Annotated in this window: 24 protein-coding genes and 3 tRNA genes; 11 read left to right on the plus strand and 16 right to left on the minus strand. The window is 70.6% G+C overall.

All coding sequences use genetic code 11. The annotated features are described in order from the left end of the window. Window positions 1-41: 41 nt before the first annotated feature. Complete coding sequence (locus tag AC3RXY_RS14090; protein WP_491511550.1) at window positions 42-221, minus strand: hypothetical protein; 180 nt, start codon at window positions 219-221, stop codon at window positions 42-44. Between the two features lie 150 nt (window positions 222-371). Here AC3RXY_RS14090 and AC3RXY_RS14095 point away from each other — a divergent pair, with 150 nt between their 5' ends. Beyond that, window positions 372-1,466 (plus strand): DUF4192 family protein, encoded by a 1,095-nt coding sequence (locus AC3RXY_RS14095; RefSeq protein ID WP_491511551.1) that lies wholly within the window; start codon window positions 372-374, stop codon window positions 1,464-1,466. 137 nt (window positions 1,467-1,603) lie between these two features. Here AC3RXY_RS14095 and lysS read toward each other — a convergent pair whose 3' ends face one another. The 11 genes from lysS to hpt form a co-directional block, all read right to left on the minus strand. Further along, complete coding sequence (gene lysS / locus AC3RXY_RS14100) at window positions 1,604-3,130, minus strand: lysine--tRNA ligase (protein ID WP_491511552.1); 1,527 nt, start codon at window positions 3,128-3,130, stop codon at window positions 1,604-1,606. 207 nt (window positions 3,131-3,337) lie between these two features. Continuing rightward, the gene (locus tag AC3RXY_RS14105) at window positions 3,338-4,036 is read right to left on the minus strand and encodes a Rossmann-like and DUF2520 domain-containing protein (RefSeq protein ID WP_491511553.1); all 699 of its coding nucleotides are present in this window, start codon (window positions 4,034-4,036) and stop codon (window positions 3,338-3,340) included. Beyond that, a complete protein-coding gene (locus tag AC3RXY_RS14110; RefSeq protein WP_491511554.1) occupies window positions 4,026-6,011 on the minus strand; it encodes a PH domain-containing protein in 1,986 nt (661 codons plus the stop codon). The genes AC3RXY_RS14105 and AC3RXY_RS14110 overlap by 11 nt, the downstream gene beginning before the upstream one ends. Continuing rightward, a complete protein-coding gene (locus AC3RXY_RS14115; RefSeq protein WP_491511586.1) occupies window positions 6,008-6,529 on the minus strand; it encodes a PH domain-containing protein in 522 nt (173 codons plus the stop codon). Before AC3RXY_RS14115 ends, AC3RXY_RS14110 begins: the two co-directional genes overlap by 4 nt. 346 nt (window positions 6,530-6,875) lie before the next feature. After that, window positions 6,876-7,379, minus strand: coding sequence for a DUF3180 domain-containing protein (locus AC3RXY_RS14120; protein WP_491511555.1), 504 nt, complete (start codon window positions 7,377-7,379; stop codon window positions 6,876-6,878). Continuing rightward, window positions 7,376-7,921 carry a 2-amino-4-hydroxy-6-hydroxymethyldihydropteridine diphosphokinase gene (gene folK, locus AC3RXY_RS14125; protein ID WP_491511556.1) on the minus strand — a complete coding sequence of 182 codons (546 nt, stop codon included), beginning with the start codon at window positions 7,919-7,921 and terminating at the stop codon, window positions 7,376-7,378. Before folK ends, AC3RXY_RS14120 begins: the two co-directional genes overlap by 4 nt. Further along, window positions 7,918-8,316 (minus strand): dihydroneopterin aldolase, encoded by a 399-nt coding sequence (gene folB / locus AC3RXY_RS14130; protein WP_491511557.1) that lies wholly within the window; start codon window positions 8,314-8,316, stop codon window positions 7,918-7,920. The genes folK and folB overlap by 4 nt, the downstream gene beginning before the upstream one ends. Before the next feature lie 114 nt (window positions 8,317-8,430). Continuing rightward, window positions 8,431-9,249: a dihydropteroate synthase gene (gene folP, locus AC3RXY_RS14135; RefSeq protein ID WP_491511558.1), complete on the minus strand. Its 819-nt coding sequence runs from the start codon at window positions 9,247-9,249 to the stop codon at window positions 8,431-8,433. Further along, window positions 9,246-9,833: a GTP cyclohydrolase I gene (folE, locus tag AC3RXY_RS14140; protein ID WP_491511559.1), complete on the minus strand. Its 588-nt coding sequence runs from the start codon at window positions 9,831-9,833 to the stop codon at window positions 9,246-9,248. Before folE ends, folP begins: the two co-directional genes overlap by 4 nt. A gap of 2 nt (window positions 9,834-9,835) precedes the next feature. After that, the gene (ftsH, locus tag AC3RXY_RS14145; RefSeq protein ID WP_491511560.1) at window positions 9,836-11,851 is read right to left on the minus strand and encodes an ATP-dependent zinc metalloprotease FtsH; all 2,016 of its coding nucleotides are present in this window, start codon (window positions 11,849-11,851) and stop codon (window positions 9,836-9,838) included. Window positions 11,852-11,989: 138 nt separating this feature from the next. Next, window positions 11,990-12,541: a hypoxanthine phosphoribosyltransferase gene (gene hpt / locus AC3RXY_RS14150; protein WP_491511561.1), complete on the minus strand. Its 552-nt coding sequence runs from the start codon at window positions 12,539-12,541 to the stop codon at window positions 11,990-11,992. A gap of 163 nt (window positions 12,542-12,704) precedes the next feature. Between hpt and AC3RXY_RS14155 the strand changes: the two genes are divergently transcribed. Next, on the plus strand, window positions 12,705-13,295 hold the full coding sequence (locus AC3RXY_RS14155) for a DUF937 domain-containing protein (protein ID WP_491511562.1): 591 nt from the start codon (window positions 12,705-12,707) through the stop codon (window positions 13,293-13,295). Window positions 13,296-13,513: 218 nt separating this feature from the next. Here the strand turns inward: AC3RXY_RS14155 and tilS are convergent, their stop codons facing one another. Next, window positions 13,514-14,509, minus strand: coding sequence for a tRNA lysidine(34) synthetase TilS (gene tilS, locus AC3RXY_RS14160; protein ID WP_491511563.1), 996 nt, complete (start codon window positions 14,507-14,509; stop codon window positions 13,514-13,516). Window positions 14,510-14,582: 73 nt separating this feature from the next. Between tilS and AC3RXY_RS14165 the strand changes: the two genes are divergently transcribed. Together AC3RXY_RS14165 and ppa are read left to right on the plus strand one after the other, a co-directional pair. Continuing rightward, window positions 14,583-15,449, plus strand: a complete 867-nt coding sequence (locus AC3RXY_RS14165; RefSeq protein ID WP_491511564.1) for a hypothetical protein — start codon at window positions 14,583-14,585, stop codon at window positions 15,447-15,449. A gap of 94 nt (window positions 15,450-15,543) precedes the next feature. Beyond that, window positions 15,544-16,035, plus strand: coding sequence for an inorganic diphosphatase (gene ppa / locus AC3RXY_RS14170; protein ID WP_491511565.1), 492 nt, complete (start codon window positions 15,544-15,546; stop codon window positions 16,033-16,035). A 137-nt stretch (window positions 16,036-16,172) separates the two neighbouring features. Here ppa and AC3RXY_RS14175 read toward each other — a convergent pair whose 3' ends face one another. After that, window positions 16,173-17,582 (minus strand): peptidoglycan DD-metalloendopeptidase family protein, encoded by a 1,410-nt coding sequence (locus AC3RXY_RS14175; RefSeq protein WP_491511566.1) that lies wholly within the window; start codon window positions 17,580-17,582, stop codon window positions 16,173-16,175. 146 nt (window positions 17,583-17,728) lie between these two features. Here AC3RXY_RS14175 and AC3RXY_RS14180 point away from each other — a divergent pair, with 146 nt between their 5' ends. From AC3RXY_RS14180 to AC3RXY_RS14210, 7 genes are all read left to right on the plus strand, one after another. Next, entirely contained in the window at window positions 17,729-19,087 is a 1,359-nt protein-coding gene (locus AC3RXY_RS14180; protein ID WP_491511567.1) for a GAF domain-containing protein, read from the plus strand. Window positions 19,088-19,352: 265 nt separating this feature from the next. Beyond that, window positions 19,353-20,879, plus strand: a complete 1,527-nt coding sequence (gene exaC, locus AC3RXY_RS14185) for an acetaldehyde dehydrogenase ExaC (protein WP_491511568.1) — start codon at window positions 19,353-19,355, stop codon at window positions 20,877-20,879. Window positions 20,880-20,962: 83 nt separating this feature from the next. After that, window positions 20,963-21,352 (plus strand): DUF779 domain-containing protein, encoded by a 390-nt coding sequence (locus tag AC3RXY_RS14190; RefSeq protein ID WP_491511569.1) that lies wholly within the window; start codon window positions 20,963-20,965, stop codon window positions 21,350-21,352. Window positions 21,353-21,513: 161 nt separating this feature from the next. Continuing rightward, a tRNA-Glu gene (locus AC3RXY_RS14195) sits at window positions 21,514-21,586 on the plus strand. Between the two features lie 26 nt (window positions 21,587-21,612). Next, a tRNA-Asp gene (locus tag AC3RXY_RS14200) sits at window positions 21,613-21,686 on the plus strand. A gap of 67 nt (window positions 21,687-21,753) precedes the next feature. After that, window positions 21,754-21,826, plus strand: a tRNA-Phe gene (locus AC3RXY_RS14205). A gap of 266 nt (window positions 21,827-22,092) precedes the next feature. Continuing rightward, window positions 22,093-22,215 (plus strand): hypothetical protein, encoded by a 123-nt coding sequence (locus AC3RXY_RS14210; RefSeq protein WP_491511570.1) that lies wholly within the window; start codon window positions 22,093-22,095, stop codon window positions 22,213-22,215. 141 nt (window positions 22,216-22,356) lie between these two features. On the opposite strand, the gene AC3RXY_RS14215 is transcribed toward AC3RXY_RS14210, so the two are convergent. Both AC3RXY_RS14215 and xylA read right to left on the minus strand, forming a co-directional pair. Continuing rightward, window positions 22,357-23,766, minus strand: a complete 1,410-nt coding sequence (locus AC3RXY_RS14215) for an FGGY family carbohydrate kinase (RefSeq protein ID WP_491511571.1) — start codon at window positions 23,764-23,766, stop codon at window positions 22,357-22,359. Between the two features lie 36 nt (window positions 23,767-23,802). Continuing rightward, window positions 23,803-24,993 carry a xylose isomerase gene (xylA, locus tag AC3RXY_RS14220; RefSeq protein ID WP_491511572.1) on the minus strand — a complete coding sequence of 397 codons (1,191 nt, stop codon included), beginning with the start codon at window positions 24,991-24,993 and terminating at the stop codon, window positions 23,803-23,805. Window positions 24,994-25,051: the final 58 nt, after the last annotated feature.

Consider the following 25,051-nt stretch of genomic DNA (forward strand, 5'->3'; position numbering starts at 1 on the left):
GGGCCACGACATGCGGCGGCCCGTGCCCCTGTGCGATCCGGTCAGGACGTCCGCGGTGGCAGCCCGCGTGCAGCGCGCTCCTCGGCCTCGATCTCCGCGCGCACCCGCCGTTCGGTGCGGTCCGCGCGGATGATCCCGCGCAGGATGACGAAGAAGATCGCCGCGACGACGGCGGTCGGAACAACCGCCCACACCGCCATCAGCCAATAGTCGCCCTGCATGGGTCCCATGGTACGCGGGGTTCGCTCGCCGCGGGCACCGCTGGGACGGGACGGGACGAGGCCCCTCCACAGCCGGGGGTACGCGAAGCCCTTTTCACAGACCTTGGAATCCGGCCGGTCCCGCCCGGTCAGACGCGCGATCCTCGACGCATGACAACCGTCGTCCACGCCTCATCCTCCGCCGATCTGCTCGGTGCCGTCCCCGCCCTCGCCGGCTGCACGCCCCGGCAGAGCCTCGTGCTGCTTCCCTTCGGCGGCGGGCGCACGCACGGCGTCATCCGCTTCGACCTTCCGCCCGGAGCGACCGGGGCGCGTCCGCCCGGATCTGCAGCCTTCGCCGCCACCGCGATCGGCCTGGCGTGCCGGGTGCCAGAGACGGAGGCCGTCGTCATCATCGCGTATGTCGACGCCCCGGCCGCCGGGCCGTCGCTGCCCGGCGGCGGGATCGTCGCCGAGCTCCACAGCCGTGCCGACAGCTGCGGACTCGCGGTCCTCGACGCCCTGTGCGTTGGCACAACGGGGTGGAACAGCTACCTCGACCCCGCCCCCGGGCCGCACCCGCTCAGCGAGATCACCGCGGTGACCGTACCCGGAATCGGCGACGTCACCGGCGATCAGACGGCCGGCGCCCGGCTTCCCGCCGCGGCACGGAGCGAGAAAGCGGCTGTCGCGGCGCACCTGCACACCATCGAACGCGGCTGGAACGCTCCCGGCGGCGTCGCCGCGTTCGCCCGAACGCTGCCCGGCCTGCTCGAACAGGTGCTGGATCGGCCGATCCCCGATGCCGAAACCGACGCCCGGCTGATCCTGTGCCTCGATCGTCCGATGCTGCGCGATGTCGCCCTTCTGCACTGGGCCGGAGGCGCAGACGCCGGGGCGGCCGCCCTCGCCGCGCAGCTCGCGTTCCTCGCCGGCGACGGCACAGGGGCCGCGGCCCTCTCCGGCATCCTGATGGGCCGTGCGCCACGGCCTGATCCCGACCGGTTGCTGCTCGCGCTGGGCCGGGCCAGAGCGGCGGCTTCGCTCGCGCCGCGGCGGCGGCGCAGCGGTGCTCTGACCGCCGCCGCATGGCTCGCCTGGGCACTGGGTCGGTCATCGCAAGCGGCATCGCACGTCGCCGCGGCGCGACGCATCGACCCCGAGCACTCGTTCGCCGCGCTGCTCACGACGATGATCGACGCGGGCATGCTCCCGGAGTGGGCGTTCTCGCCACGGCCGGCGCCGAGGGCAGGAGACACGCCTTGATCTCCCGGGAGGCGCGCTCCCGGGCACACTCCGCGCTCCCCCGGGGCGGCGGACCCGCGGACCGGCACCCGTCCCCCCGTCCGATCCGGGCGGCCGCGCTGGTCGTCCGCCCGCACCGGGGTCTTCGGGAGGGTGCGCTACTTGACCAGCGGGAAGAGGATCGTCTCCCGGATGCCGAGGCCGGTGATCGCCATCAGCAGCCGGTCGATGCCCATGCCCTGCCCGCCGGTGGGCGGCATGCCGTGCTCGAGCGCACGAAGGAACTCCTCGTCTACGCGCATCGCCTCGTCATCGCCACGGGCCGCGAGCTTCGCCTGCTCGACGAAGCGCTCCCGCTGGATGACGGGGTCGACCAGCTCCGAGTATCCCGTCGCCAGCTCGAAGCCGCGGATGTAGAGATCCCACTTCTCCACGACGCCGGGAATGGAGCGGTGCTCACGCACGAGCGGGCTCGTGTCGAGCGGGAAGTCCATCACGAAGGTGGGGCGCACCAGAGACCCCTTCACGAAGTGCTCCCAGAGCTCCTCGACGAGCTTTCCGTGCGTCGCGATCTTCTCCGGCACCTCGACGCCCACCTCGGCGGCCCAGGCGGCAAGCTCCGCCACCGGCGTCTCGGGCGTGACCTCACGCCCGGCGGTCTCGGAGAGCGATGCATACATCGAGATGCGATCCCACTCCCCGCCCAGGTCGTAGACGGTGCCGTCTGCCCAGGTGACCGTGGTGGAACCGGAGACGGCGATCGCCGCGTTCTGCACCAGCTCCTGGGTCAGGTCGGCCATCACGTTGTAATCGGCGTAGGCCTGGTAGAACTCCAGCATCGCGAACTCGGGGCTGTGCGTGGAGTCCGCTCCCTCGTTGCGGAAGTTGCGGTTGATCTCGAAGACACGCTCCAGCCCGCCCACCACGGCACGCTTGAGGAAGAGCTCCGGCGCGATGCGCAGGTACAGCTCCGTGTCGAAAGCGTTGGAGTGCGTGATGAACGGCCGTGCCGATGCGCCACCGTGCTGCACCTGGAGCATCGGGGTCTCGACCTCGACGTAGCCGTGTGCGGCGAAGGTCTGGCGGAGGCTCGCATTTACCGCGGCTCGGGCGCGCACCGTCGTGCGGGCCTGCTCCCGCACGATGAGATCGAGGAAACGACTGCGCACGCGCGTCTCCTCGTTCAGCTCTCCGTACACGTTCGGCAGCGGCAGGATCGCCTTCGAAGCGATCTTCCAGTCGTCGGCCATGATCGACAGCTCGCCGCGGCGGCTGGAGATCACCTCGCCATGCACGAAGACATGGTCACCCAGGTCGACGAGCTCCTTCCACCGCTGCAGCGAATCCTCACCGACGTTGGCGAGGGAGATCATCGCCTGAATACGCGTTCCATCCCCCGCCTGCAACGTCGCGAAGCAGAGCTTGCCGGTGTTGCGGCTGAAGACCACGCGTCCGGCGACCCCCACCACCAGCCCCGTCTGCGTATCGGGTTCGAGCTCGCCGTACTCCGCCCGCAGCTGGGCGATCGTGTGCGTCACGGGCACCGCCACCGGGAACGCCCCGCCCGCGGCATCGACCCGCTCGGCGATCAGGCGCTCGCGCTTGGCCAGACGCACCGCCTTCTGCTCGAAGACGTCGTCTTCGGCAGCCTCATCGGCAGGGGTGTTCTCGGGTGCGTCGGTCATGCGGGGGCTCCTCCAGAAAGTCGTCTCCCAGCCTATCGGGCATAGTGCAGGCGCCCTGAGCCGTATCGGCAGCCGACACTGAACAAACAGATGGCGCCGGAACAGGCAGAAAGCGCAGGAACAGGCAGAAGGTCGCCGCAGCTGCCTGTTCCGGGGCTGGGCGCCTGGTCTCGTGGCGTCCGGGTGGGCGTGGTGGCGGGCGAGCCGTCAGGGTTCGAGCGGCGGACGAGGATCAGTCGCCTCGCGCAGTGCACGCTCGGCGGTCGACAGCACGAGCGCAGAGAGATAGCCCCCGGGGTTGGCCACACCGATCCCCTGCAGCAGACCAGCCGCCTGGGTCACGATCGAGCGGGAGAACTCGGACGCGACACCAACGGCCTCGGCATAGGCCGCCCGATCCTTCTCGGCGATGACGACCGGCTCACAGCCAAGCTCCACAGCCAGGGCCTGCGCAATCGGGAGCACCGGCGCCGGAGCCGCCACCCCGGCATACGCGCCCTGAAGCACGCGCAGATCGATCGAGGTGCCCGTGAACGAGATCGCGGGGTGCACGGCCAGCGGGATCGCACCGGCGCGCGCCGCGGGCTCGAGCACCGCCAGACCATGAGCGGGATCGGTGTGCATCACGAGCTGGCCGGGCTGCCAGTACCCGAGCTCAGCGAGCCCCGACACGAGACCCGGCAGCTGAGCGGAAGGCACCGCGAGCACCACCAGCTCGCTGCGCCGAAGCACCTCCGGAACCTCCAGCACGGGAACGCCCGGCAGCAGGGCGGCCACGCGGTCGTCGTCGGAGCCCGAGGTGATGCCGGTGATCGCATGACCAGCGCCGCCCAGGGCCACACCGATCATGGGACCGACCCGACCGGCACCGACGATGCCGACCCCCAGACGACCCTCACGCGCCATGGGCACCCTCCGGCCGTGCCTCTGGCGGCGCTGTCGAGACCGGAGCATGGCCGGACGGGTCACCGGCGGTGGTCAGCGGACCCGCATACACCCCAGCACCCCCGGAGGATCCCGCGGGAGTCGCGTCACCGGCATCGGGGGCGCGCACGCCCTCCTCCGCCCAGCGGTGCGCGCGATCGCCCGCCGCAGCAACGGCAGCACCGCGAACGACCTCGTCGAGAACCCGCAGCAGCGCATCCCGGTCGATACCCACGACGTCGCCGCTGATGGGGCCGTTGATGGAGTGGACCGTGAGGTAGCCGACACGCTGCATGCGATCGATGGGCCCCTGCGCGACGGAGACGCCCTGCATCCGAGCGAGCGGGAAGATCGCGAACTTGCGCCAGATGCGTCCGCGGCGGAGCATCAGCGCATAACGCGTGAGGAGCAGACCGTGGCGACGCCACGACAGCGGCCGGCGCCACCAGGCGCGTGTGGCGACCGTGAGGTAGGCGTCGCCGTCCTGCGGACCCAGGATCCCCTGATCCCAGACGAGAGGACTGTCGACCGACGGGGCGTCGGGCAGCATGAGTCCGAGCACCCGCTGCACGTCTTCGCGACGCCCCACCGGAAGCACGATGTTGAACTGCTGCGCACTGCCGGACTGCTGCTGCGACGCGCTCTTGCCGCTCATCCGGTTGATGCGGATGCTCCACCAGCCGAACGGCCGCCACAGGAGGGGCTGCACGACCTCGACACCGAAGATGCGCCCCGGTGGGATGGTCTCCGTGACCGTGGTGAACAGGCCATAGGTGATGCGCACCCCATCGGGCGTCGGCGCGATCGAATAGCGCAACGACCGCGAGATCTGCGCCCAGGCGACCGCAGCCAGGCTCAGGACGAGCGGGATGCCGATGCCCAGGAGCATCGCGACGATCGCCACCCAGGCGCGCGAACCCTCGCTGCGCAGGATGAGCGGAATCGCGATCGATGCCGCGACGCCACCGATCACGAGACCGATCACGAGACCCGGAATCATGCCGAGCACCTGCGAACCGATGAGGCGCCCGGTCGGGATCTTCACGACGCTCTCTGCGGCGACGTCGTCGAGGTCCACGCCCACGATCAGGTCGTTCACGCCCCCGCTCACGGTGGTCGCGAGCGCCCCGGCCGGACGGCCGGGATCCGGGAGCCCGGCGCCGTAGCCGCCAGCACCCGGGGCACCCGGCACCACATAGCTCGGGTCCTGCGCCGCGATCGCGGCGTGACGGGCAGCCCGTGCGCCCGAGGCGCGCCGGAGGATGTCTGCGCGCACCTGCTCGGCCGTCGAGGTGGAGAGGTACTCGAGCGGGACGTTGGCGTCGGTGCCCGCGCCGACGATCTCCAGTTTGGCCATCCCGATCAGGCGCGCCGGGAACGGTCGCGTCAGGTTCACGCCCTGCACACGATCGAGCGGGGCACGCCGCTGCGAGCGGAACACGATGCCCTTGCGCACCTCGACGTGCTCGCCGGTGATGCGGAACTGGTGGAACCGCCACACAACCCAGAACACCGCCATGAGCACCAGCACGACGCCCAGGACCGCGAGCGCTCCGAGCAGGAGGAACCCGTTCGAGGCCGCCCAGCTGATCGGGTCGCCGCTGTAGTCGTCGACGTGCGCACCGCGCGGGGCGAACACGTCGATGAGCCAGTACGTGATCTGGTCACGCAGGTTGGAGATGATGATGCCCGCGATGATGACCAGCACCAGGCCGCCCTGGAACAGCGGCGTCAGCGGGTGCAGGCGATGCCACTCCCCGTCGGCGAAACCTCCCGCTGCGGGGGTGCGCGAGGGCTGACCATCCGCGCCGGGCGCCGCCTGCGGTGCCGCACCGTACGGGCTCCGCGGCGCCGCCGCGCCGGGGTCGTGCGAGCCGAACCCCGCCGCGCCGTGACCCGCCGCCCCGTGACCCGCCGGGTCGTGCGGCGCTGCCGGACCGGGAACGGGAGTGGTCACAGCCCGGTCCGCCGGGTCTCGGCGACCGCGATGAGCGTGTCGCGCAGTTCCTCGGCACCTGCGCGCGTGAGACCCGGGATCTGCACGCCGGTCGTCGCGGCCGCCGTGACCATCTTCAGCTGGCTGATGCCGAAGGCACGGTCGAGCGGGCCGTGGGTGATGTCGACGAGCTGCAGACGGCCATAGGGAACGGCGACCATGCGCTGCCACAGGATGCCACGCCGGAAGACGATGTCGTCCTTGCGCAGCATGTAGCCGATCGCCCGCGCCTGCCGCGGCAGGATGATGATCGTCACGAGCGTGATCAGCACGATGATCCCGGCCGGGATCCACGGCCACAGCGACCTGGTGATCATCTCGAGCACCGCTGCCGCTGCCAGCACCACGGCGATCAGGATCGCGCTCTGCAGCACCTGCGAGATGACGTAGCGCCGGGAGATCTGGTGCCACGTGCCGTCGAGGCGCAGGGCGCCCGCGCGCCGCGGCTCGCGGAGGCTTGTGTATGTGCCGGTGTCCAGATGGGACGTTGCGGCCTCTGGCCGCTGCGCTGCAGCATCCTGACGGAGCGATGCGCGGCTCGGCGGCGTCGTCGGCGCGCCGGAGGCTGCGGGGGCGGGCTGATCCGCCGTTGCGGGGGCGGCGGCCTCTCCCTGCACGCCGTCGGCGACAGCCGCCTCTGGCCCTGCGCCGACGGCCGCCTCCGCCCCTGCGGCGACAACAGGATCAGCCGGCGCGGGCTGCTCGGATCCGGCCGGCGCAGAAACCGGCTGGGATGCACCCCACGGAGCGCCGAAGGCGTGACCGCCGTCCGCACCTCCGCGTGCGGCGGCTGCATCAGGGCTCTCGGCGAGGCCCCGCCCCTCGTCAGGCAGCGGGTCCTGCGGGCGAGGCGGAGTCGTCTGGCTCTCGGTCATCGGGGCCCCCTGGGATTGTGCAGAACTGTTCGGCGATGAGAGCCGCGATGACCAGGGCGAGGGATGCCGCGATCACGGCGACAATCGCCACGGTCGATCCTACCGACGGCGGAACCGGACGTGTGAGCAGGAAAAGAGCGAGTCCCACCCCGAAACCGGTCATGATCGCCCCGAGCAGGCTCGAAGCACGGGCGAGCACGGCGGTGCGGAAGGCCCGGAACGGGTCGACATGGGCGTCCGCACGGCCTTCCGCTCGCGCCTTGACCGCACGCCGCACCTGCCAGCCCAGCACCAGCACTCCGGCCGCGAGCAGCACGAGCATGAGCGGGAGCAGTGCGGACGGGGTGAAGGAGGGCCCGCCCCGCGAGGTGAGCAGGTGGTCGACCGAGTATCCGACCGCAGCCCCCAGCCCCGCCAGGAGCAGCAGGACCGGCACCGAGGAGCGCTTCATCATCCCTGCCCCGCGGCGTCCGCCTTGAGCGCAGCGATGAGGCCGGCCACTCTGCCGTGCCCGACCAGCTCGGCGTCCGGCTCGATACTCGCCCACGGTTCGAGCACGAACAGCCGGCCGGCGGCGCGCGGATGCGGCAGTGTCAGCGCCGGGTCGTCGCTGACGAGGTCGCCATATGAGATGAGGTCGAGGTCGAGGGTACGGTCGCCCCAGCGCTCGGCCCGCACGCGGCCCTGCTCCGCCTCGATGGCGTGGAGCATCCCCAGCAGCACGGACGGGGCCAGACGGGTAGTCACGAGGGCGACGGCGTTGAGGAACTCCGGCGCATCGGGGTCGGGCCCGTCCAGACGCATCGCGACGGAGGAGATCGGCGCGGAGACCCGCACATCGTCGACCAGCGGCAATCCGCGAAGACGGGCGACCGCACGGTCGACCGTCTCGGCACGGTCGCCGAGATTCGATCCGATCGCGACGACGGCGGTGACGGGTTCGCGCCCCGGTCGTGCGGGAAGGGGCGGGATGGCCTCGGTCAGACGGCGGTTCATGCGCTGCTCCCCTCGTGCGGGCGGTGGTCCTCGGCCGCGCGGTGTCGTTCGATCGTGACGGCGACGTCGGCGAAGGTCAACGGGATGGGCGCGTGCGGCTTGTGCACCGTCACGACGGTGCTGACGACGCGGACGTCGGCGAGGGCGATCGCGGCGACGCGCTCGGCGAGCGTCTCGATGAGCGCGACCGGCTCTCCCCCCACCACGGCGGCGATACGCTCGGCGAGTTCCCCGTAGTGGACGGTGTCGGCCACATCGTCGGACGCCGCGGCGGGCGCAAGAGGCATCCGCAGCGCGACGTCGACGACGAACTCCTGCCCGTCCTCGCGCTCGTGGTCGTAGACTCCGTGCCGGCCGAACACCGTCAGCCCGGTGAGCCTGATCTCGTCGGTCACCCCTCCACCCTACGGCCGGCGCGGCGCCCCCTGAGCGTCCGCGGGCAACTCCCGTGGATTACTCCCGGCCCGTGGGGCCGCGCGGCGCCGATCCCGCGTGGTGCGGCGCCGGTGTCAGCCACGCCCGGAGGCGGCACCGTCCCACGCGCCGACGACCGCGAGCGCGTCCCTGGTGGCAGCGACGTCATGCACGCGGACTGCCCACACCCCCGCGCGCGCGGCGAGCGCGCTCGTCACCGCGGTGGCGATGTCGCGCTGCTGCTGCGTCGCCGGGGCACCAGCGGCGTCCAGCAGATCGCCGAGGAAGCGTTTGCGCGAGGTCCCGATGAGCACCCGAGACCCGAGGGCGGTGATCTCCTCGAGGTCACGCAGCAGCTCCCAGTTCTGCGCGCCAGCTTTGGCGAAGCCGATACCGGGGTCGAGGATCATCCGGGCCGGGGCGATGCCGGCCGCCGCGGCCGCCTCGATCCGGTCACGCAGTTCGCCGGCGACCTCCCGCGCGACGCGGCCGTACGAGGCCCGGGCGTACATGTCGGCCGACGGCCCGCGCCAGTGCCCGAGAGCGACGTCAGCGCCGGACTCTGCCACCGCCGCCAGCATCTCGGGGTCTGCCAGCCCCCCGGATACGTCGTTGACGATCCGCGCCCCGGCGGCCACCGCTGCCACCGCCGTCGCGGCGTTGAGGGTGTCGATGCTCACCGGGATGCCCTCATCGGCGAGGGCCGAGACCACCGGCAGCACGCGCGCCTGCTCCTCCTCGGCTCCCACGCGCTCGGCACCGGGCCTGGTCGACTCTCCGCCCACGTCGATCACGGCGGCACCGTCTTCGCGCAGTCGCCGCGCGTGCACGAGGGCATGCACCGGATCGAGATAGCGCCCGCCATCGCTGAACGAGTCGGGGGTGACGTTGACGATGCCCCAGATCGCGGTCACGACCCGGTTCCGATCAGCGCGATCAGCTCGGCCCGTGCTGCGGGCTCTGCCAGCTCCCCGCGCGCCGCGATGGTGAGCGTGGACGCCTCCGGCTGCCGCCCGCCCCGCATCGTCACGCACCCGTGGCTGGCGTCGAGCACCACCAGAACGCCCCGCGCGTCGAGACGTTCTGCGATGACGTCTGCGATCTGTTCGCCCAGGCGCTCCTGCACCTGCGGCCGCGCGGCGAGGACGTCCACGACGCGCGGCAGCGCGCCCAGCCCCACCACCCGCTCACGGGGAAGGTAGGCGATATGCGCGCGCCCGGCGAACGGCAGCAGGTGGTGTTCGCACACCGAACGGAACCGGATGTCGCGGAGCATCACCGCCCCCGACGGCAGGGTGTCCGGAGCCGGTCCACGGCTGACGCTGATGGTGCGGGCGAGCGGCTCGCCCGGCTCCTGGCCGACGCCGGCGAACAGCTCCGCGTACAGGTCCGCGACCCGCGCGGGGGTCTGCACGAGACCGGGGCGGGCAGGATCCTCGCCGATCGCCTCGAGCAGCTCGTGCACGAGACGGACGACGCGCTCGGTGTCGACCGCCATGACTACGCCGTGGCGGGACGGGCCTGGCCCGCAGAGCCGCGCTGATCGCTGGCGCCCGCCGCGGTGACGCCGGAGGCGCTCTCCGTCGACGCCGCCGCACGGCCCTCCTCGACGGCACGGCGCGGCACATCAACCGGAGGCAGCGCCGAGACGGGCCGCTCCTCGCTGGACAGCCACATCGGGCGCTCCGGGAGCTTGCGTACGTCGCGGAAGATCTCGGCGAGCTGATTGTGGTCGAGCGTCTCGTGCTCCAGGAGCGCGAGGGCGAGACGGTCGAGCACGTCGCGGTTCGCGTTGATCACCTGATACGCCTCGTCATGGGCCTGCTCGATGAGCGCACGCACCTCGGCGTCGACGCGCTCCGCGATCGTCTCGGAGTAGTCGCGGCTGCGATTCATGTCGCGAGCGACGAACATCTCGCCGGACCCCGACCCGATCTTGACCGGGCCGACCTCGGTGGTCATACCGTACTCGGTGACCATCTTGCGGGCGATGTTCGTGGCCTTCTCGATGTCGTTCGACGCCCCCGTCGTGGGGTCGTGGAACACGACCTCCTCGGCCACCCGGCCTCCCATGGCATAGGTGATCTGGTCCTGCAGCTCGTTACGGGTGACGGAGTACTTGTCGTCCAGCGGCAGCACCATCGTGTAGCCGAGCGCGCGCCCGCGGGGCAGGATCGTGACCTTGGTGACAGGATCCGAATAGTTCATCGCCGCAGCGGCCAGCGCATGCCCGCCCTCGTGGTAGGCGGTGATGAGCTTCTCGCGGTCCTTCATCACGCGGGTGCGACGCTGCGGTCCGGCGATCACCCGGTCGATCGCCTCGTCGAGTGCGCGATCGTCGATGAGCTGTGCGTGCGAACGGGCCGTCAGGAGCGCCGCCTCGTTGAGCACGTTCGCCAGGTCGGCACCCGTGAAGCCGGGGGTCTTGCGCGCCACGGCGTCCAGGTCGACGTTCTGCGACAGCGGCTTGCCCTTGGCGTGCACCTCGAGGATCCGCAGGCGACCCTTCATGTCGGGGGCCTCGACGGGGATCTGCCGGTCGAAGCGGCCGGGACGCAGGAGCGCCGGGTCGAGGATGTCGGCACGGTTGGTCGCGGCGATGACGATGACGTTGGCGTTCGGGTCGAAGCCGTCCATCTCGACGAGCATCTGGTTGAGCGTCTGCTCCCGCTCGTCGTTGCCGCCGCCCATGCCGGCGCCACGATGCCGCCCGACCGCGTCGATCTCATCGATGAAGATGATCGCCGGGGCGTTCTCCTTCGCCTGCGTGAACAGATCGCGCACCCGCGAGGCACCGACGCCGACGAACATCTCGACGAAGTCGGAACCCGAGATCGAGTAGAACGGTGCACCAGCTTCTCCGGCCACGGCCCTGGCCAGCAGGGTCTTTCCGGTTCCGGGAGGGCCGTACAGCAGCACGCCCTTCGGGATCCGCGCACCGATCGCCTGGAAGCGGGAGGGGTCCTGGAGAAACTCCTTGATCTCCTCGAGCTCCTCGATCGCCTCGTCCGCTCCGGCGACGTCGGCGAAGGTCACCGTGGGGGTCTCCTTGTTGACGAGCTTCGCCTTCGACTTGCCGAACTGCATCATGCGCCCGCCGCCGGCCGAAGCGGAAGACAGCAGCCACCAGAACAGCAGGCCGAGCAGGAGGATCGGGATGAGCAGCGACAGGAGGCCGTCGAAGAACGACGGCCGCGGCACGCGATCGTTGAAACCGTCCTGGGGCTCTGCGGCCGTGACCGCGGCGACGACCTCGTCGGCACGGGCCTGGACGTAGTAGAACTGCACGTCTGTGGCGCCCTGATAGGGCTCGGCGAGCGTCATGTCGACGCGCTGGTCTCCGTCGGTCAGGGTCACCTCGGTGACCGTGTCGCCGGCGAGCAGCTTCATGCCCTCCTGCGTGGAGATCTGCGATGCGGCGCCCAGGCTGCTGATCATCATGAATCCGCCGAACAGCAGCAGGCCGATCAGCGCGATGTAGATCAGCGGATTCCGGGCGATCTTCTTCATGTTCATCGCCTGCGAGCGTATCGCGGCCCTCTTTGCCCGCGCTGGGATTCCGCCGACGGCGTACCCGACGGTGTCCGAAGCCGCGCAAAGTGACGCTGGTCACCCGGAAGAGGGACGATCTCCCCGCCCTCCGGAGCGCACGTGTCAGGAGTACACGTGGGGTGCGAGCACGGCGACGTCGCGCAGGTTGCGATAGCGCTCCGCGTAGTCGAGGCCGTAGCCGACGACGAAGTCCGCCGGGATGTCGAAGCCGACATAGCGGCAGTCGATGTGCACCTTCGCCGCTTCTGGCTTGCGCAGCAGCGCGAGCACTTCGATCGACTCGGCGCCGCGCGACGCGAAGTTGTCCAGCAGCCAGCTGAGCGTCAGGCCGGAGTCGATGATGTCCTCGACGATCAGCACGTGCTTGCCGCTGATGTCGGTGTCGAGGTCTTTTCGGATCTGCACCACACCGCTCGACTTGGTGCTCGCCCCGTAGCTCGAGACCGCCATCCAGTCCATCGGTGCGTGGATCGGCAGTGCGCGGGCGAAATCAGCCATCACCATGACCGCGCCCTTGAGCACTCCGACGAGCACGAGATCCTTGCCCGCATAGTCCACCGCGACGCGGGCGGCGAGCTCGTCGAGCTTCGCGAGGATCTCCTCCTCTGTCACGAGGATGTGTGCGAGGTCGTCCTGGATATCCGCGGCGCGCATGGATCGATTGTAGAAGACGCATCCCCCTGCCGAATCCGCGACCGCGGTGACGTGCCGATCCGCGCAAAAGCCCTCTGCAGGCACCGGTGCGCGCAGTATTGTGAGCGGTGCGAACGCGCACCGGCGTCGCACGGCGGGCTCGCGCCCGGTGAGGGGAGAATCCATGAACATCGACGACATCCTGAAGCTCGTCCCGGTCGATGACATCGCGCAGCGCTTCGGTGTCGACGCAGACACCGCCCGCCAGGCGGTGCAAGAGGGCGGCGCCGTCCTGCTCGGCGGCCTGGCCCAGAACGCCCAGACCGCGGAGGGCTCCGCGGCGATCGAGAAGGCGCTGGGGAAGCACGGCGGCTTCTCCGGCGCGACGAGCGTCGACGACATCGACGCCGAGGACGGCGCGAAGATCGTCAAGCACGTGCTCGGAGACCAGTCGACGACGGTCGTCGACACACTCACCAACGAGCCCAAGACCGCGGGCATCGACTTCGGCAAGCTCCTGCCCATCATCGCGCCGGTCATCATGGGCCTGCTGGCCGGCCAGCAGAAGAGCACCCCGAGCTCGGGCGGCGGCATCGGCGACCTCATCGGCGGTCTCCTCGGCGGCGGCAACGGCAACGCGTCTGGTGGCGGCCTGGGCGGCGGCATCGGCGACCTTCTCGGCGGTCTCCTCGGCGGCGGCTCCGGTTCGTCCAACAGCTCCTCCGGCGGAGGCATCGGAGACCTCCTGGGGGGCCTGTTCGGCGGCAAGCGCTGATCTGATTTCACCGAGCGCCGGGCGGAGCATTCTCCGCCCGGCGCTCGGCCGTTTACGGCGCGGTACGCCCGCCGGCGCTTTCCCGTACTCAGGCACAGTGCGCGCTGCGCGGGCGGCTGCCGCAGAATGGCGGGGCCGCCGGCGGCCAGCCGCCGATTCTGCCTGAGTACGGGATCGTCGTCCGGGCCGAGAGGTGCCGGGCTCCGGAAGCCAGGAGGTCAGGAGGAGGCGCGGGCGGTGAAGACGACCAGGCCGCCCTCGCGGCGCGCCGTGCAGCCGGGCAGGTCGATCGGGCCCTGCCCGGACCAGTCGACGGCGAGCCTGGCCACCTCAAGCGTCTGCACGCGGGTGAGACTCACCCCGAACTCGCTGTCGACGACGAACCGGATGATGCGGTGCCGCAGAGCCGCGGGGTTGGCGGCGAGGGCGGCGACGCTCACGGCGATTCCCGCCTCGGCCGGTTCGACGATGTCCTCGATCGTCTCCTGGATCATCTCGTCGAACGCCGCGGCGTCCTCACGCAGCTGCTCGGCCGTGCGCGCCAGCGCCTCGGCCACGCCGGGGCCGACCTCCGCCTCGAGAACGGGCAGCACCGTCTCGCGCACGCGAACGCGCGCGTAGCGGTCGTCTCGATTGTGCGGGTCGGTCCAGGCCTCCAGCCCCGATGCTGCGCACGCCTCGTGCGTGGTCGCCCGGCGCACCGCCAGCAGCGGACGCAACCACCGCACATCCTCGTCGACGCGCACCGGCGCCATCCCCTGCAGGCTCCCGGCTCCCGATCCCCGGGACAGGCCGAGCAACACGGTCTCCGCCTGATCGTCGAGAGTATGGCCGAGCAGCACGGCGTCCGCTCCGGCGTCGGCCGCGGCCTGCCGCAGGGCACGGTACCGCGCCTCCCGGGCGGCCGCCTCCGGGCCGTCGCTGTGCTGCCGGTCGACGTTCACCGCGATCACGCGGGCATCGAGGCCCAGCGCCCTGGCCTGATCCGCCGCGCGCGCGGCGACCGCGTCCGAACCGGTCTGCAAGCCGTGATCGATGACCACAGCCTGAGCGGCGACCCCCGCGCGCGGGGCCTCGAACGCGACGGCCGCGGCGAGCGCAAGCGAGTCAGGGCCCCCGGAGAGCGCGACGATCACGGTGGCGTCGTCCCGTTGCTCGAGAGCACCCCGCACGGCTCGACGGACCTCGGCGACGGCGGGCGAGAGCGCAGGCATTCCTCCACGCTATCCGCCCCGGGGCACGCGACGTGCCCTGGGAACGCCGCGGCGACGCCGCTAGCCTCGGAACATGAGGGTTCGGGCCGTTCTCGCCGCCGCGGCGGCCGCGCTCGCCGTCGTGCTGACCGGTTGCACCGGCGATACGGCGATCCCCGTCCCGACCGCGCCTTCGGACGCCCCCGCCCCGTCGCCGACGGCGGACGGCACCCGCACGATCCGTGACGTCGACTTCGGCGAGCAGACCTGGATCTGGGACACGCTCGGAGAGCGTTACCCGGTGTCGTTGTCTGGCGGCACGGGGGAAGCACACGACCCCTCCTCCGATGACACGGCCCGCTTCACCGTCGGCCGGGCCGTGTACGCCGATGCGAACGGAGACGGACGCGAGGACGCCGCCGTCCCCCTCACAGCGGAGTCCGGCAACGGCATCGCGACCACCTGGTTCATCTGGCTCGCTCAGCCCGATGACCCGATGCGGCCCCAGCAGATCCCGCATCCGATCGCGACCGAGGCCCGCTGCGGCGACGCGGCTGCCGAACTGGACCCGATGCCGACCGGATTCCGCGTGCACGAGGTGATGCGCAGCTCCCTCGAGCACCACGAACCCTGTGCGGTGTCCGGGACGATGAGCCGGGTGCGCGAGATCGTCGTCGTCGGAGACGGAACCGGCGACGGCTCCTGGCCGATGACGGCCGACGGGGCGGGGTGGGGCGGTTACTGCCCGGTGAAGGTGTACACCGAAGGCGTACGCGCGACGGCCCAGGGCAGGGTTGCGCCCGCGCCGGATGCCCCGGAGACCAGCGCCACCGGCGAGAAGCTCTACAGCCCCCTGCAGCCCTACCCGTTCCAGCAGCCGGCCGGGTGGCGGATCACCGGCTTCCTCCCCGAGGAGCAGACCGACGACTCGGTCGTATGCGTCTGGCTGCCCGAGCCGTGAAGCGCCGGATGACGCCGGCGGCGCCATCGGGGCCGGGCGGGTCCGAGTAGGCTTATCCGCGGCATCCGACCCTTTCTGTCTGAGGAGCACACGCATGGGCGCACACGACGCCGTCATCGAGATCCCGCGCGGCAGCCGCGTGAAGTACGAAGTCGATCACGAGACGGGTCGAGTCCACCTCGACCGCGTGCTCTACACGACGTTCGGCTACCCCGCCGACTACGGCTACTTCGACAACACGCTCGGCGAGGACGGCGACCCGCTCGACGTGCTGGTGCTGCTCGACCACGCGATCTACCCGGGTGTCGTGGTGAACGTCCGCCCGGTGGCCGTGCTCAAGATGAGCGACGAGGCGGGCGGCGATGACAAGCTGGTGGCCGTCCTGTCCAAGGACCCGCGCTGGCAGCACATCCAGGACATCGATGACATCCCGGAGTACACCCAGAAGGAGATCGCGCACTTCTTCGAGCACTACAAGGACCTCGAGCCCGGCAAGTGGGTCAAGGTCGACGCCTGGGCCGGGGCCGCCGAGGCGCAGCGGATCCTCGACGAGGCCATCGCGCGCTTCAAGCCGAACGCGCACTGAGACCAGACAGCGGGCTCCCGGTTCTGCGGAACCGGGAGCCCGCTGCGTTCCGGGCGCCCGGGTCTGGGCTGGATCGGCGCCGAGCAGGCGCCAGGAACTCACGGCGGAACGCCGCACGCACGGGCCGGCTCAGCGGTTCAGAGGTAGACGCCGCGGTCGGCCATGAACGGGACCGGGTTGGTGGTGCCGCCCCACACATAGACCTCGAAGTGGAGGTGGCAGCCGAACGATCCACCGGTGTTGCCGGCATAGGCGATGACCTGCCCGGCCTGCACCCACTGACCGGAGCTGACGTTGTAACCGCCATCGGAGATGTGCGCGTAGCCGGTGGCGATGCCGTTGCCGTGCTGGATGCGGATGTAGTTGCCGTAGCCGCCGTTGTAGAAAGCGGCGTCGACGGTTCCGGACGCGGCAGCATAGATCGGGGCCCAGCATCCGTTGGCGAGGTCGGTGCCCTCGTGGAAGCTCGACGAGCATCCCCAGGAATCGCAGTCGGGAATCCGCGGGCCGTAGCCGCTGGAGATGGAACCGCCATGCGGCCGAGCCCATCCCGACGAGACGACGCCGCCCCCGCCGCCGCCACCACCGGACGACGACCCGCCCCCGCCGCCACCGGACGAGGAGCCGCCCCCGCCGCCCCCGGACGCGGCAGCTTCCCGGGCCGCCTCGGCGGCCGCCGCGGCGGCCTCGGCAGCCTCGCGTTCGCGGCGCTTGCGCTCCTCCTCCTGGCGTTTGCGCTCAGCGACACCCGCCTCGTAATCGGCGATCGTCCGGGTCGTCTCGTCCTTGAGCGCGGCCAGCTGCGCTTCGAGCACGATGAGATGCTCGTTCTGCTCGTCGAGGGCGGCCTGAGCGGCGTTGGCCGCCGCCTGCGCCTTGACCATCTTGTCCTCGGCCTCGCGCTGGAGGCGGTCGCGCTCATCGCGCGCGACCACGGCCTGGTCGCTCAGCAGCTGTGCCGAATCGCGCGCCGCGAGGGCTTCCTGATATGTCGAATCATTACGGGCGAGGAGGCGGTCCATCTCACCGAGGCGCTGAAGCAGCCCGTCGGCATCCTGTGCCGATTCGGAGAAGAACAGCTCCAGGGAGGTGTTGTCGCCCCCGACGCGCGACATCTGGGCGGCGACCTGACCGGCCTTCCGGGCGGCGTCCTCCGCCCGCGCGGCCTCGTCGTCGGCGCGCTGCTGGATCTCATCCGCCCGGCGCGCCGCCTGGAAGAAGGCCTGCTGCGCCTCGAAGAACTCGTCGGCGGCGACCTTGGCCGCGGCCCGCGTCTCGCTGACACGCTGCTGGAGCCCCTGGATGAGTCCCTGAATACGACCGATCTCGCTCGACTTCGCGGCCTCATTCGCCTTGGCGGCCTGCACGTCGTCCCACGAGGGATAGTCGGCGGCGAAGGCCGGCGCTGATCCGGCAGCGCCGATCAGTCCGATCGCGGCGGCTCCGGCGATGCCGAGCCCGAGGGCGGTGCGACGCGAGACGCGTCCTGAGCGGAACGCGCGACGCTCATCTGGTGTCGGGGCGCAGCCGCAGTCGTCGACGGTCATCGATCCTCCAGACGGCCATGCTCGGGGCGGGTCAGAGGCGGGCGCTCGGCCCACCCCGCGATACACTATCAAGTTCACCTTGAAAGTGGACCCGTCCGGTCCGTTTTCCCATATCGGTGGGCGTACGACCTCCCTACACTGGTGAGATGCCTCCGTCAGCGTGGACCGGAGAAGATCGGCCCCCCACCGGTCCGTGGTCCCCCTCCCGGGGTGGCTCCCCTGAGACATCCCGTCTGCTCGTCGAGCGCGCACATGAAGAGCTGATCGCCGGAAATCTCGGCGATCACCGCCTGGCGCAGGTCCGTCCGCTCGTGCGGGCGTCCTGGGAGCGATCCTGGCGACGGCGTGTCCGCGCGGAGGGCGCTCCCTCCGCCGACCTCGTCGCCGATGAGCTCGAGACCTACCGGCGCGCGCATCCGCTGGCGAGCGCGATGGACATGATCCGGGCACTGCTGCTGCCCGGCGCCGCGGAGGACTCCGGGGTCGTGGTGGCCGTCGGGGATCAGGCCGGGCGGCTGCTGTGGGTGGAGGGCGATACCAGCCTGCGTTCCCTCACCACCGACATGGGGTTCGTGTCGGGAGCGAACTGGTCGGAGCACGTCGTGGGGACCACGGCGCCCGGCACCGCCCTCGAACTCGACACGACCGTGCAGATCCACGGCGCAGAGCATTACAACCGCCTGGTGCACCCGTGGTCGTGCACCGCCGCGCCCGTGCACGATCCGGAGACCCGCCGCATCCTGGGTGTGATCGACGTGACCGGTGGCCCGGAAGCAGCAACGTCCCAGGCGCGGATGCTGGTGGACGCCACCGCGCGCGCCGTCGAGTCGGAGCTGCTGGTGGCCCGGCTGCGCGCCCGGGCCGACGCCCCCGCCGCGCGGCACAGGCGACGGCGCTCACCGACCGTTGCGACGCTGCGCGTGCTCGGCCGCGACCGAGCGCGGCTCGAGCTCGTGGGCGACGCACAGGAGACCGTGATCGATCTCAGCGCCCGGCACGCTGAGATCCTGCTCATGCTCGCGGTGCACCGCCAGGGGCTGTCGGCGGAGCGCCTGGCTGAGCTGGTATACGGTGACGGCGCATCACCAGACACGCTGCGGCCCGAGATGGTGCGGCTCCGTCGGGTGCTGCAGCAGCGCGGAGCGACGGCGCTCGTGCCGGAGTCGCGACCGTACCGGCTGACCGCACCGCTCGGCACCGACGCGGAAGACCTCCTGTCGTTGCTCGAGCGCGGCGCGCACCGCGTGGCGCTCACGGCGTACCCGGGACCCGTGCTGCCCGATTCCACCGCACCCGGAGTGGAGGAGTTCCGGGAGACCGTGCGCTCCGCCCTGCGCGAGGCGATGCTCGCCGAGGCGAGCGTTGACGTGCTGCTCGCGTACGCCGAGATCCCCGAGGGTGCGGACGACCCCGAGGTATTGCACCTGTGCCTGGGCATGCTGCCGGCCCGGTCGCCGAAGCGTGCCGTGCTGGTCAGCCGCATCGAGAAGATCGCGGCCGGCTGACCCCGCCCCCGCCCCGCCGCCTGCCGCCCCGTCCGCCACCCCCAACTCAGGCAGTTCCGAGACCAGCCCCCGAATATGCCGTGCCGGGGCCCTCCGCCCGCTTTTCCTCCTGAGTTCGGGACGCGGGTTCTTCGCGCCTCACCGCGGCCGGCTCGTGCGCAACCCGTTGCAACGTTGCGCACCGGGCTGCAACGTTGCGGGGCGTAGCGTGCGGAGCACATCAGCCGCCGGGCGACGAGGCCGCGGCATGTCGAAGGAGACGCAGATGACACATGTGTATGCAGCCCCCGGACAGCCGGGAGCCATCGCCGAATTCCGGCCGCGCTACGGCCACTACATCGACGGAGACTTCGTCGAGCCGGTCAAGGGCCAGTACTTCGAGAACATCACGCCGGTCACGGGAAAGCCGTTCACCGAAATCGCCCGCGGCACCGCAGAGGACATCGACCGCGCGGTCGAGTCCGGGTGGCAGGCCTTCGCTTCGTGGAAGAAGACCTCCCCCACCGAACGCGCGAACATCCTCAACCGCATCGCCGACCGCATGGAGCAGAACCTCGAGTCGCTCGCCGTGGCCGAGACCTGGGAGAACGGCAAGCCGGTGCGCGAGACGCTCGCCGCAGACATCCCGCTCGCGATCGACCACTTCCGCTACTTCGCCGGCGTGCTGCGGGCGCAGGAGGGCGGCATCAGCCAGATCGACGAGAACACGGTGGCCTACCACTTCCACGAGCCGCTGGGCGTGGTCGGCCAGATCATCCCGTGGAACTTCCCGATCCTGATGGCGACGTGGAAGCTCGCTCCCGCCCTCGCCGCGGGCAACTGCGTCGTGCTCAAGCCCGCAGAGCAGACGCCGGCGTCGATCCTGTTCCTGTTCGAGATCATCGGCGATCTTCTCCCGCCGGGCGTCGTGAACATCGTCAACGGCTTCGGCATCGAGGCGGGCGCGCCGCTGGCCTCGCACAAGCGCATCCGCAAGGTCGCCTTCACCGGCGAGACCACGACGGGCCGCCTGATCATGCAGTACGCCTCGCAGAACATCATCCCGGTCACGCTCGAGCTCGGCGGGAAGAGCCCCAACATCTTCTTCGCCGATGTCGCGCAGAGCCAGGACGCCTTCTACGAGAAGGCGAAGGAAGGCTTCGCGATGTTCGCCCTCAACCAGGGCGAGGTGTGCACGTGCCCGTCGCGGGCGCTCATCCAGAGTTCGATCTTCGACTCCTTCCTGGCGGACGGCCTGGAGCGGGTCGCGAAGATCGTGCAGGGCAACCCCCTCGACGTCGCGACGATGATCGGCGCGCAGGCCTCCAACGATCAGCTCGAGAAGATCCTGTCCTACATCGACATCGGCAAGCAGGGCGGCGCGAAGCTGCTGTGCGGCGGGGAGCGCGCCGACCTGGGCGGCGACCTGAGCGAGGGCTATTACATCACCCCGACGGTGTTCGAGGGCACCAATGACATGCGCATCTTCCAGGAGGAGATCTTCGGGCCGGTGCTGTCCGTGGCCTCGTTCAACGATTTCGACCAGGCGATCGAGATCGCCAACGACACCCTCTACGGCCTGGGTGCGGGGGTGTGGAGCCGCAACATCGACACCGCCTACCGCGCGGGACGGGCGATCGAAGCCGGCCGGGTCTGGACGAACACCTACCACCAGTACCCCGCCCACGCCGCATTCGGCGGCTACAAGCAGTCGGGCATCGGTCGCGAGAACCACCTGAAGATGCTCGATCACTACCAGCAGACCAAGAACCTGCTGGTGTCCTACGCCGAAGGGCCGATGGGCTTCTTCTGAGCATCCGCTCGGAACGACACTGACCGCCCGGTCGCCGAGGATCCCCCTCCTCGGCGACCGGGCCGCCGGACGAGGAGGACGATATGTCCGAGGCGACCTTCAGCCGCGTCGATGTGAGCGACGACGCGGCGCAGCTCTTGCGGGAGCTCACCGCGCAGCACGGCCCCCTGATGATCCATCAATCCGGCGGGTGCTGCGATGGGTCTTCCCCGATGTGCTACCCGATCGGGATGTTCCTGACCGGGCCGAGCGATGTTCTTCTCGGCGCGCTCGATGTCGGCCTCGACGCCCCCATCGAGGTGTACATGTCGGAGGCCCAGTTCGAGTACTGGAAGCACACGCATCTCACGATCGACGCTGTGGAGGGCCGGGGCGCCGGGTTCAGCGTCGAAGGGCCGACGGGCAAACGCTTCCTCATCCGGTCGCGGATGCTGGACGAGGCGGAACTGCGCCACTTCGGACTTCTGACGTGACCGGGTCCTCCGCCAGACGGGTGTCGGCGCCCGGTCGGTCGTGCATCCTGGACGCCGCCTCGACGCGCCCGGGATGCACGACCGATGACCTCGATTCGCTTTTTCGCCGCGGGGTCGCTTATGCTTGAGCGTCGGCATGGGAAACCCCTGGGTTGACCTGCGGCCCCATCGTTTAGCGGCCTAGGACGCCGCCCTTTCACGGCGGTAGCACGGGTTCGAATCCCGTTGGGGTCACTCATCCGATATAATTGAAAAGTTCTGGCCCTGTAGCGCAGTTGGTTAGCGTGCCGCCCTGTCACGGCGGAGGTCGCGGGTTCAAGTCCCGTCAGGGTCGCTCCAAGCGACGGGCCTTCTTTCGAGAAGGCCTTTCGTATCGGACGCGACAGGTTCGCCGGTCGCGCGGCTCTGTAGCTCAGTTGGTAGAGCGTTCGACTGAAAATCGAAAGGTCACCGGATCGATGCCGGTCGGAGCCACACGGACCGTCGTTACAACGGTCCCAGAAACCCTCGCCTAGCTTCTACATGGCGGGGGTTTTGCTTTGCCCCGGTGAGGGCCGGCGGCGGTGGCCCCGTGTCCGCCCCGCCCCTCCCCCGTGCGCCGGCCTCGACGGCATCCGCCGCTCGGTTCGCGCGCCCCTGGGCGGGGCCGTTCCGGTGCGCCGGCCTCCCGACTTGAGTATTCCCCGTTCTGGGCTATGGTCGGGGGTTCGTGCATCGAGCCTCTTGAGAAGGGAGGTGCAATGTCGAAGGACAAGGGCCAGAAGGCCGCGAAGAAGCCTGCGTCGCTGAGCTTGAAGGAGAAGCGCGCAGCCAAACGTGAGAAGGCGACCGAAGGACAGTCGCTGCTGAGCAAGCGCAAGTAGCCCGCCGTATCGGCGCGGATCAAGAGTTCTGCGGGATGCCGTCCGGTCCGATGGCGTGCCGGGCGGCATCCCGCAGACAAGCCGAACCCGGCAGCGGCCGCGAGCGCGCGCATCCCGAACGCGGCACCGCGCGCACGCGACTCAGACCTGCTGCGGGGTGGCGGCATACGCCGCGCGGATCGACGGCTGCGGCGGGGCCGCCACCGTCACCGAGGCCGTCCGCCACGCCGGCCGTTCGCCCGTCAGGGCCCAGGCGGCCTGCACGGCAGCCCCCGCGGCGACGTACTCGCCGGGGGTGGGGATCCGCACCGGGACAGGGAACACCTCCGCCGCGATCGTCTGGACGGCCGGATTCTGGGCGGCTCCTCCGATCAGCAGGACGCTCCGGGGCGAGACGCCGAGAGCGATCAGGGCGTCGAGCCCGTCGGCGAGTCCGCAGATCATTCCCTCCACGGCGGCGCGCGCGAAACACTCGCGCGTCGTCGAGGCGTTGGTCATGCCGAAGAGCGTCGCGGTCGCATCCGGCAGGTTCGGGGTGCGCTCGCCCGCGAAGTACGGACGAAGCACGAGGCCGCCAGAACCGGGGGGCGCGGCCAGCGCGAGCGCCCCCAGTTCATCGTGTGACACCGCCAGCAGCCGCGCCGCGACGTCGAGCACGCGCGCCGCGTTCAGCGTGGCGACCAGGGGGAGGCGGCGACCCGAGGCATCGGCGAACCCCGCGACGACGCCGCTCGGGTCCGGGCGGAACGTCTCGGACACGGCGGTGACGACCCCGGAGGTGCCGAGCGAGACGATGACATCGCCCTCCTGCGCCCCGACTCCGAGGGCAGCGCCGGCGTTGTCGCCGCAGCCGCACCCGACGATCAGGCCGGCGGGAATCCCCGGATGCGGTGCTGTCACGCCCGCTCTCGACCCGGCGGGCAGCAGACGGGGCAGCACGACCTCGCCGGCATCGCGCCGGAGCGCGGTCGAGAGCAGCGCGCGGTCCCACTCGCCGCTCACGGTCGCGTAGCCGGTGCCCGAGGCGTCCGAATGGTCGGTGGTGAGCTCCGAGAGCGCCGGCGCATCTGGCCCGAACCCGCGCAGCCGCCAGGTGAGCCAGTCGTGCGGGAGGGCGACGGCGGCGACATCGGCAGCGAGGGACGGGTGCGCATCGGCCAGCCAGCGAAGCTTCGTGATCGTGAAGGACGCCACGGGCACGACGCCCACGCGTTCGGCGAACGCAGCGGCCCCGACGTCCGCGACGAGCGCGGCGGCGGCAGCCGCAGAACGCGTGTCGTTCCAGAGGAGAGCGTCATGGACCGGCCGGCCGTCGCGGCCGAGCGCGACCATGCCGTGCTGCTGGGCACTGACGGAGACCGCGGCGACATCGTCGAGCCCGCCGGCATCGGCCACGGCCGCCAGCAGCGCATCCCACCAGACGTCGGGATGGACGGCGGTGCCGTCGGGGTGGCCGGCCACCCCGACGCGGACCACGTCGCCCGTCGCCCGGTCGCGCACGACGACCTTGCACGATTGGGTCGACGAGTCGATTCCAGCGACGAGCGTCATCTCATGTCCTTTCCGGGCCGCGGCCCCGGCGAGTGGTCAGCGTACGCCGAGCAGGTGCTCGGTGGCCAGCTGCTGCAGCCGCACGAACCCGGCCCCGTTGCCGCCGAAGTAGGCAGACGGGTCGAAGTCCTCCCAGGCCGAACGGTCGGCGACGAGCTGTTCGGCCGTCTCCGCGTCGTGGAGGGTGGGGGTGGCGAGCTCGCCCACCCGAGCCGCGGCGAGCGCCTCCTGCACCTCGGGGTCTGCACGGAAGGAGCGCGCACGCTCCCGGAGGATCAGATAGTTGCGCATGTTCGCCGTGACAGACTCCCAGACGCCGTCGAAGCTCTCGGTGCGGGACGGCTTGTAGTCGAAGTGCAGCGGGCCGTCGTATGCGGCGCCGCCGTCGGGCGAGCCGTGCTCGAGCAGGTCGACGAGCGAGAACGCGTTGTGGAGGTCGCCATGCGCGAAGACGAGGTCCTGGTCGTACTTGATGCCACGCTGCCCGTTGAGATCGATGTGATAGAGCTTGCCGTGCTCGAGCGCCTGAGCGATGCCGGCGGTGAAGTTCAGCCCAGCCATCTGCTCGTGACCGACCTCCGGGTTGAGTCCGACCAGCTCGGGGCGGTCGAGCGTGGCGATGAAGGCCATCGCGTGCCCGAGGGTCGGCAGCAGGATGTCCCCGCGCGGCTCGTTGGGCTTCGGCTCGATCGCGAAGCGGATGTCGTAGCCCTTGTCCAGGACGTAGTCCCCCAGAAAGTTGATCGCTTCGCGGTAGCGCTTGAGCGCCTGCTGGATGTCCTTCGCCGAGTCGTACTCCGCGCCCTCCCTGCCGCCCCACATGACGAAGGTCTTCGCGCCGAGCTCGGCGGCGAGATCGATGTTGCGCAGGACCTTGCGCAATGCATAGCGGCGGACGCGGCGATCGTTGGCCGTGAAGCCGCCGTCTTTGAAGACCGGGGCAGAGAAGAGGTTGGTGGTCACCATCGGGACCGTGATGCCGGTGTCGGCGAGCGCCCGGGTGAGCCGATCGATCTGATGCTGGCGCTCAGCGTCGGTCGAGCCGAACGCGAACAGGTCGTCGTCGTGGAAGGTGAGACCGGACGCACCGAGCTCGGCGAGCTTCTCGACGCCCTCGACGACGTCGAGCGGCGGCCGGGTGTTCCCGCCGAACGGGTCGGTCCCGGTCCATCCGATCGTCCAGAGGCCGAAGGAGAATCTGTCGTTCTTGGTGGGGAGGTAGTCCATGGGTGCCCGCTCTCAGCGTCGTCGATGAATTGTTGCGAGACCCAACATATCGCCGGGG

It is taken from the genome of Microbacterium longlingense (genome assembly GCF_058349825.2).

Bases quoted from the DNA above. Each gene is read 5' to 3' on its own strand.
- AC3RXY_RS14090 (WP_491511550.1), bottom strand. From the start codon at position 221: ATGCAGGGCGACTATTGGCTGATGGCGGTGTGGGCGGTTGTTCCGACC.
- AC3RXY_RS14095 (WP_491511551.1), top strand. From the start codon at position 372: ATGACAACCGTCGTCCACGCCTCATCCTCCGCCGATCTGCTCGGTGCC.
- lysS (WP_491511552.1), bottom strand. From the start codon at position 3,130: ATGACCGACGCACCCGAGAACACCCCTGCCGATGAGGCTGCCGAAGAC.
- AC3RXY_RS14105 (WP_491511553.1), bottom strand. From the start codon at position 4,036: ATGGCGCGTGAGGGTCGTCTGGGGGTCGGCATCGTCGGTGCCGGTCGG.
- AC3RXY_RS14120 (WP_491511555.1), bottom strand. From the start codon at position 7,379: ATGATGAAGCGCTCCTCGGTGCCGGTCCTGCTGCTCCTGGCGGGGCTG.
- folK (WP_491511556.1), bottom strand. From the start codon at position 7,921: ATGAACCGCCGTCTGACCGAGGCCATCCCGCCCCTTCCCGCACGACCG.
- folE (WP_491511559.1), bottom strand. From the start codon at position 9,833: ATGGCGGTCGACACCGAGCGCGTCGTCCGTCTCGTGCACGAGCTGCTC.
- ftsH (WP_491511560.1), bottom strand. From the start codon at position 11,851: ATGAACATGAAGAAGATCGCCCGGAATCCGCTGATCTACATCGCGCTG.
- hpt (WP_491511561.1), bottom strand. From the start codon at position 12,541: ATGCGCGCCGCGGATATCCAGGACGACCTCGCACACATCCTCGTGACA.
- AC3RXY_RS14155 (WP_491511562.1), top strand. From the start codon at position 12,705: ATGAACATCGACGACATCCTGAAGCTCGTCCCGGTCGATGACATCGCG.
- tilS (WP_491511563.1), bottom strand. From the start codon at position 14,509: ATGCCTGCGCTCTCGCCCGCCGTCGCCGAGGTCCGTCGAGCCGTGCGG.
- AC3RXY_RS14165 (WP_491511564.1), top strand. From the start codon at position 14,583: ATGAGGGTTCGGGCCGTTCTCGCCGCCGCGGCGGCCGCGCTCGCCGTC.
- ppa (WP_491511565.1), top strand. From the start codon at position 15,544: ATGGGCGCACACGACGCCGTCATCGAGATCCCGCGCGGCAGCCGCGTG.
- AC3RXY_RS14175 (WP_491511566.1), bottom strand. From the start codon at position 17,582: ATGACCGTCGACGACTGCGGCTGCGCCCCGACACCAGATGAGCGTCGC.
- AC3RXY_RS14180 (WP_491511567.1), top strand. From the start codon at position 17,729: ATGCCTCCGTCAGCGTGGACCGGAGAAGATCGGCCCCCCACCGGTCCG.
- exaC (WP_491511568.1), top strand. From the start codon at position 19,353: ATGACACATGTGTATGCAGCCCCCGGACAGCCGGGAGCCATCGCCGAA.
- AC3RXY_RS14190 (WP_491511569.1), top strand. From the start codon at position 20,963: ATGTCCGAGGCGACCTTCAGCCGCGTCGATGTGAGCGACGACGCGGCG.
- AC3RXY_RS14210 (WP_491511570.1), top strand. From the start codon at position 22,093: ATGTCGAAGGACAAGGGCCAGAAGGCCGCGAAGAAGCCTGCGTCGCTG.
- AC3RXY_RS14215 (WP_491511571.1), bottom strand. From the start codon at position 23,766: ATGACGCTCGTCGCTGGAATCGACTCGTCGACCCAATCGTGCAAGGTC.
- xylA (WP_491511572.1), bottom strand. From the start codon at position 24,993: ATGGACTACCTCCCCACCAAGAACGACAGATTCTCCTTCGGCCTCTGG.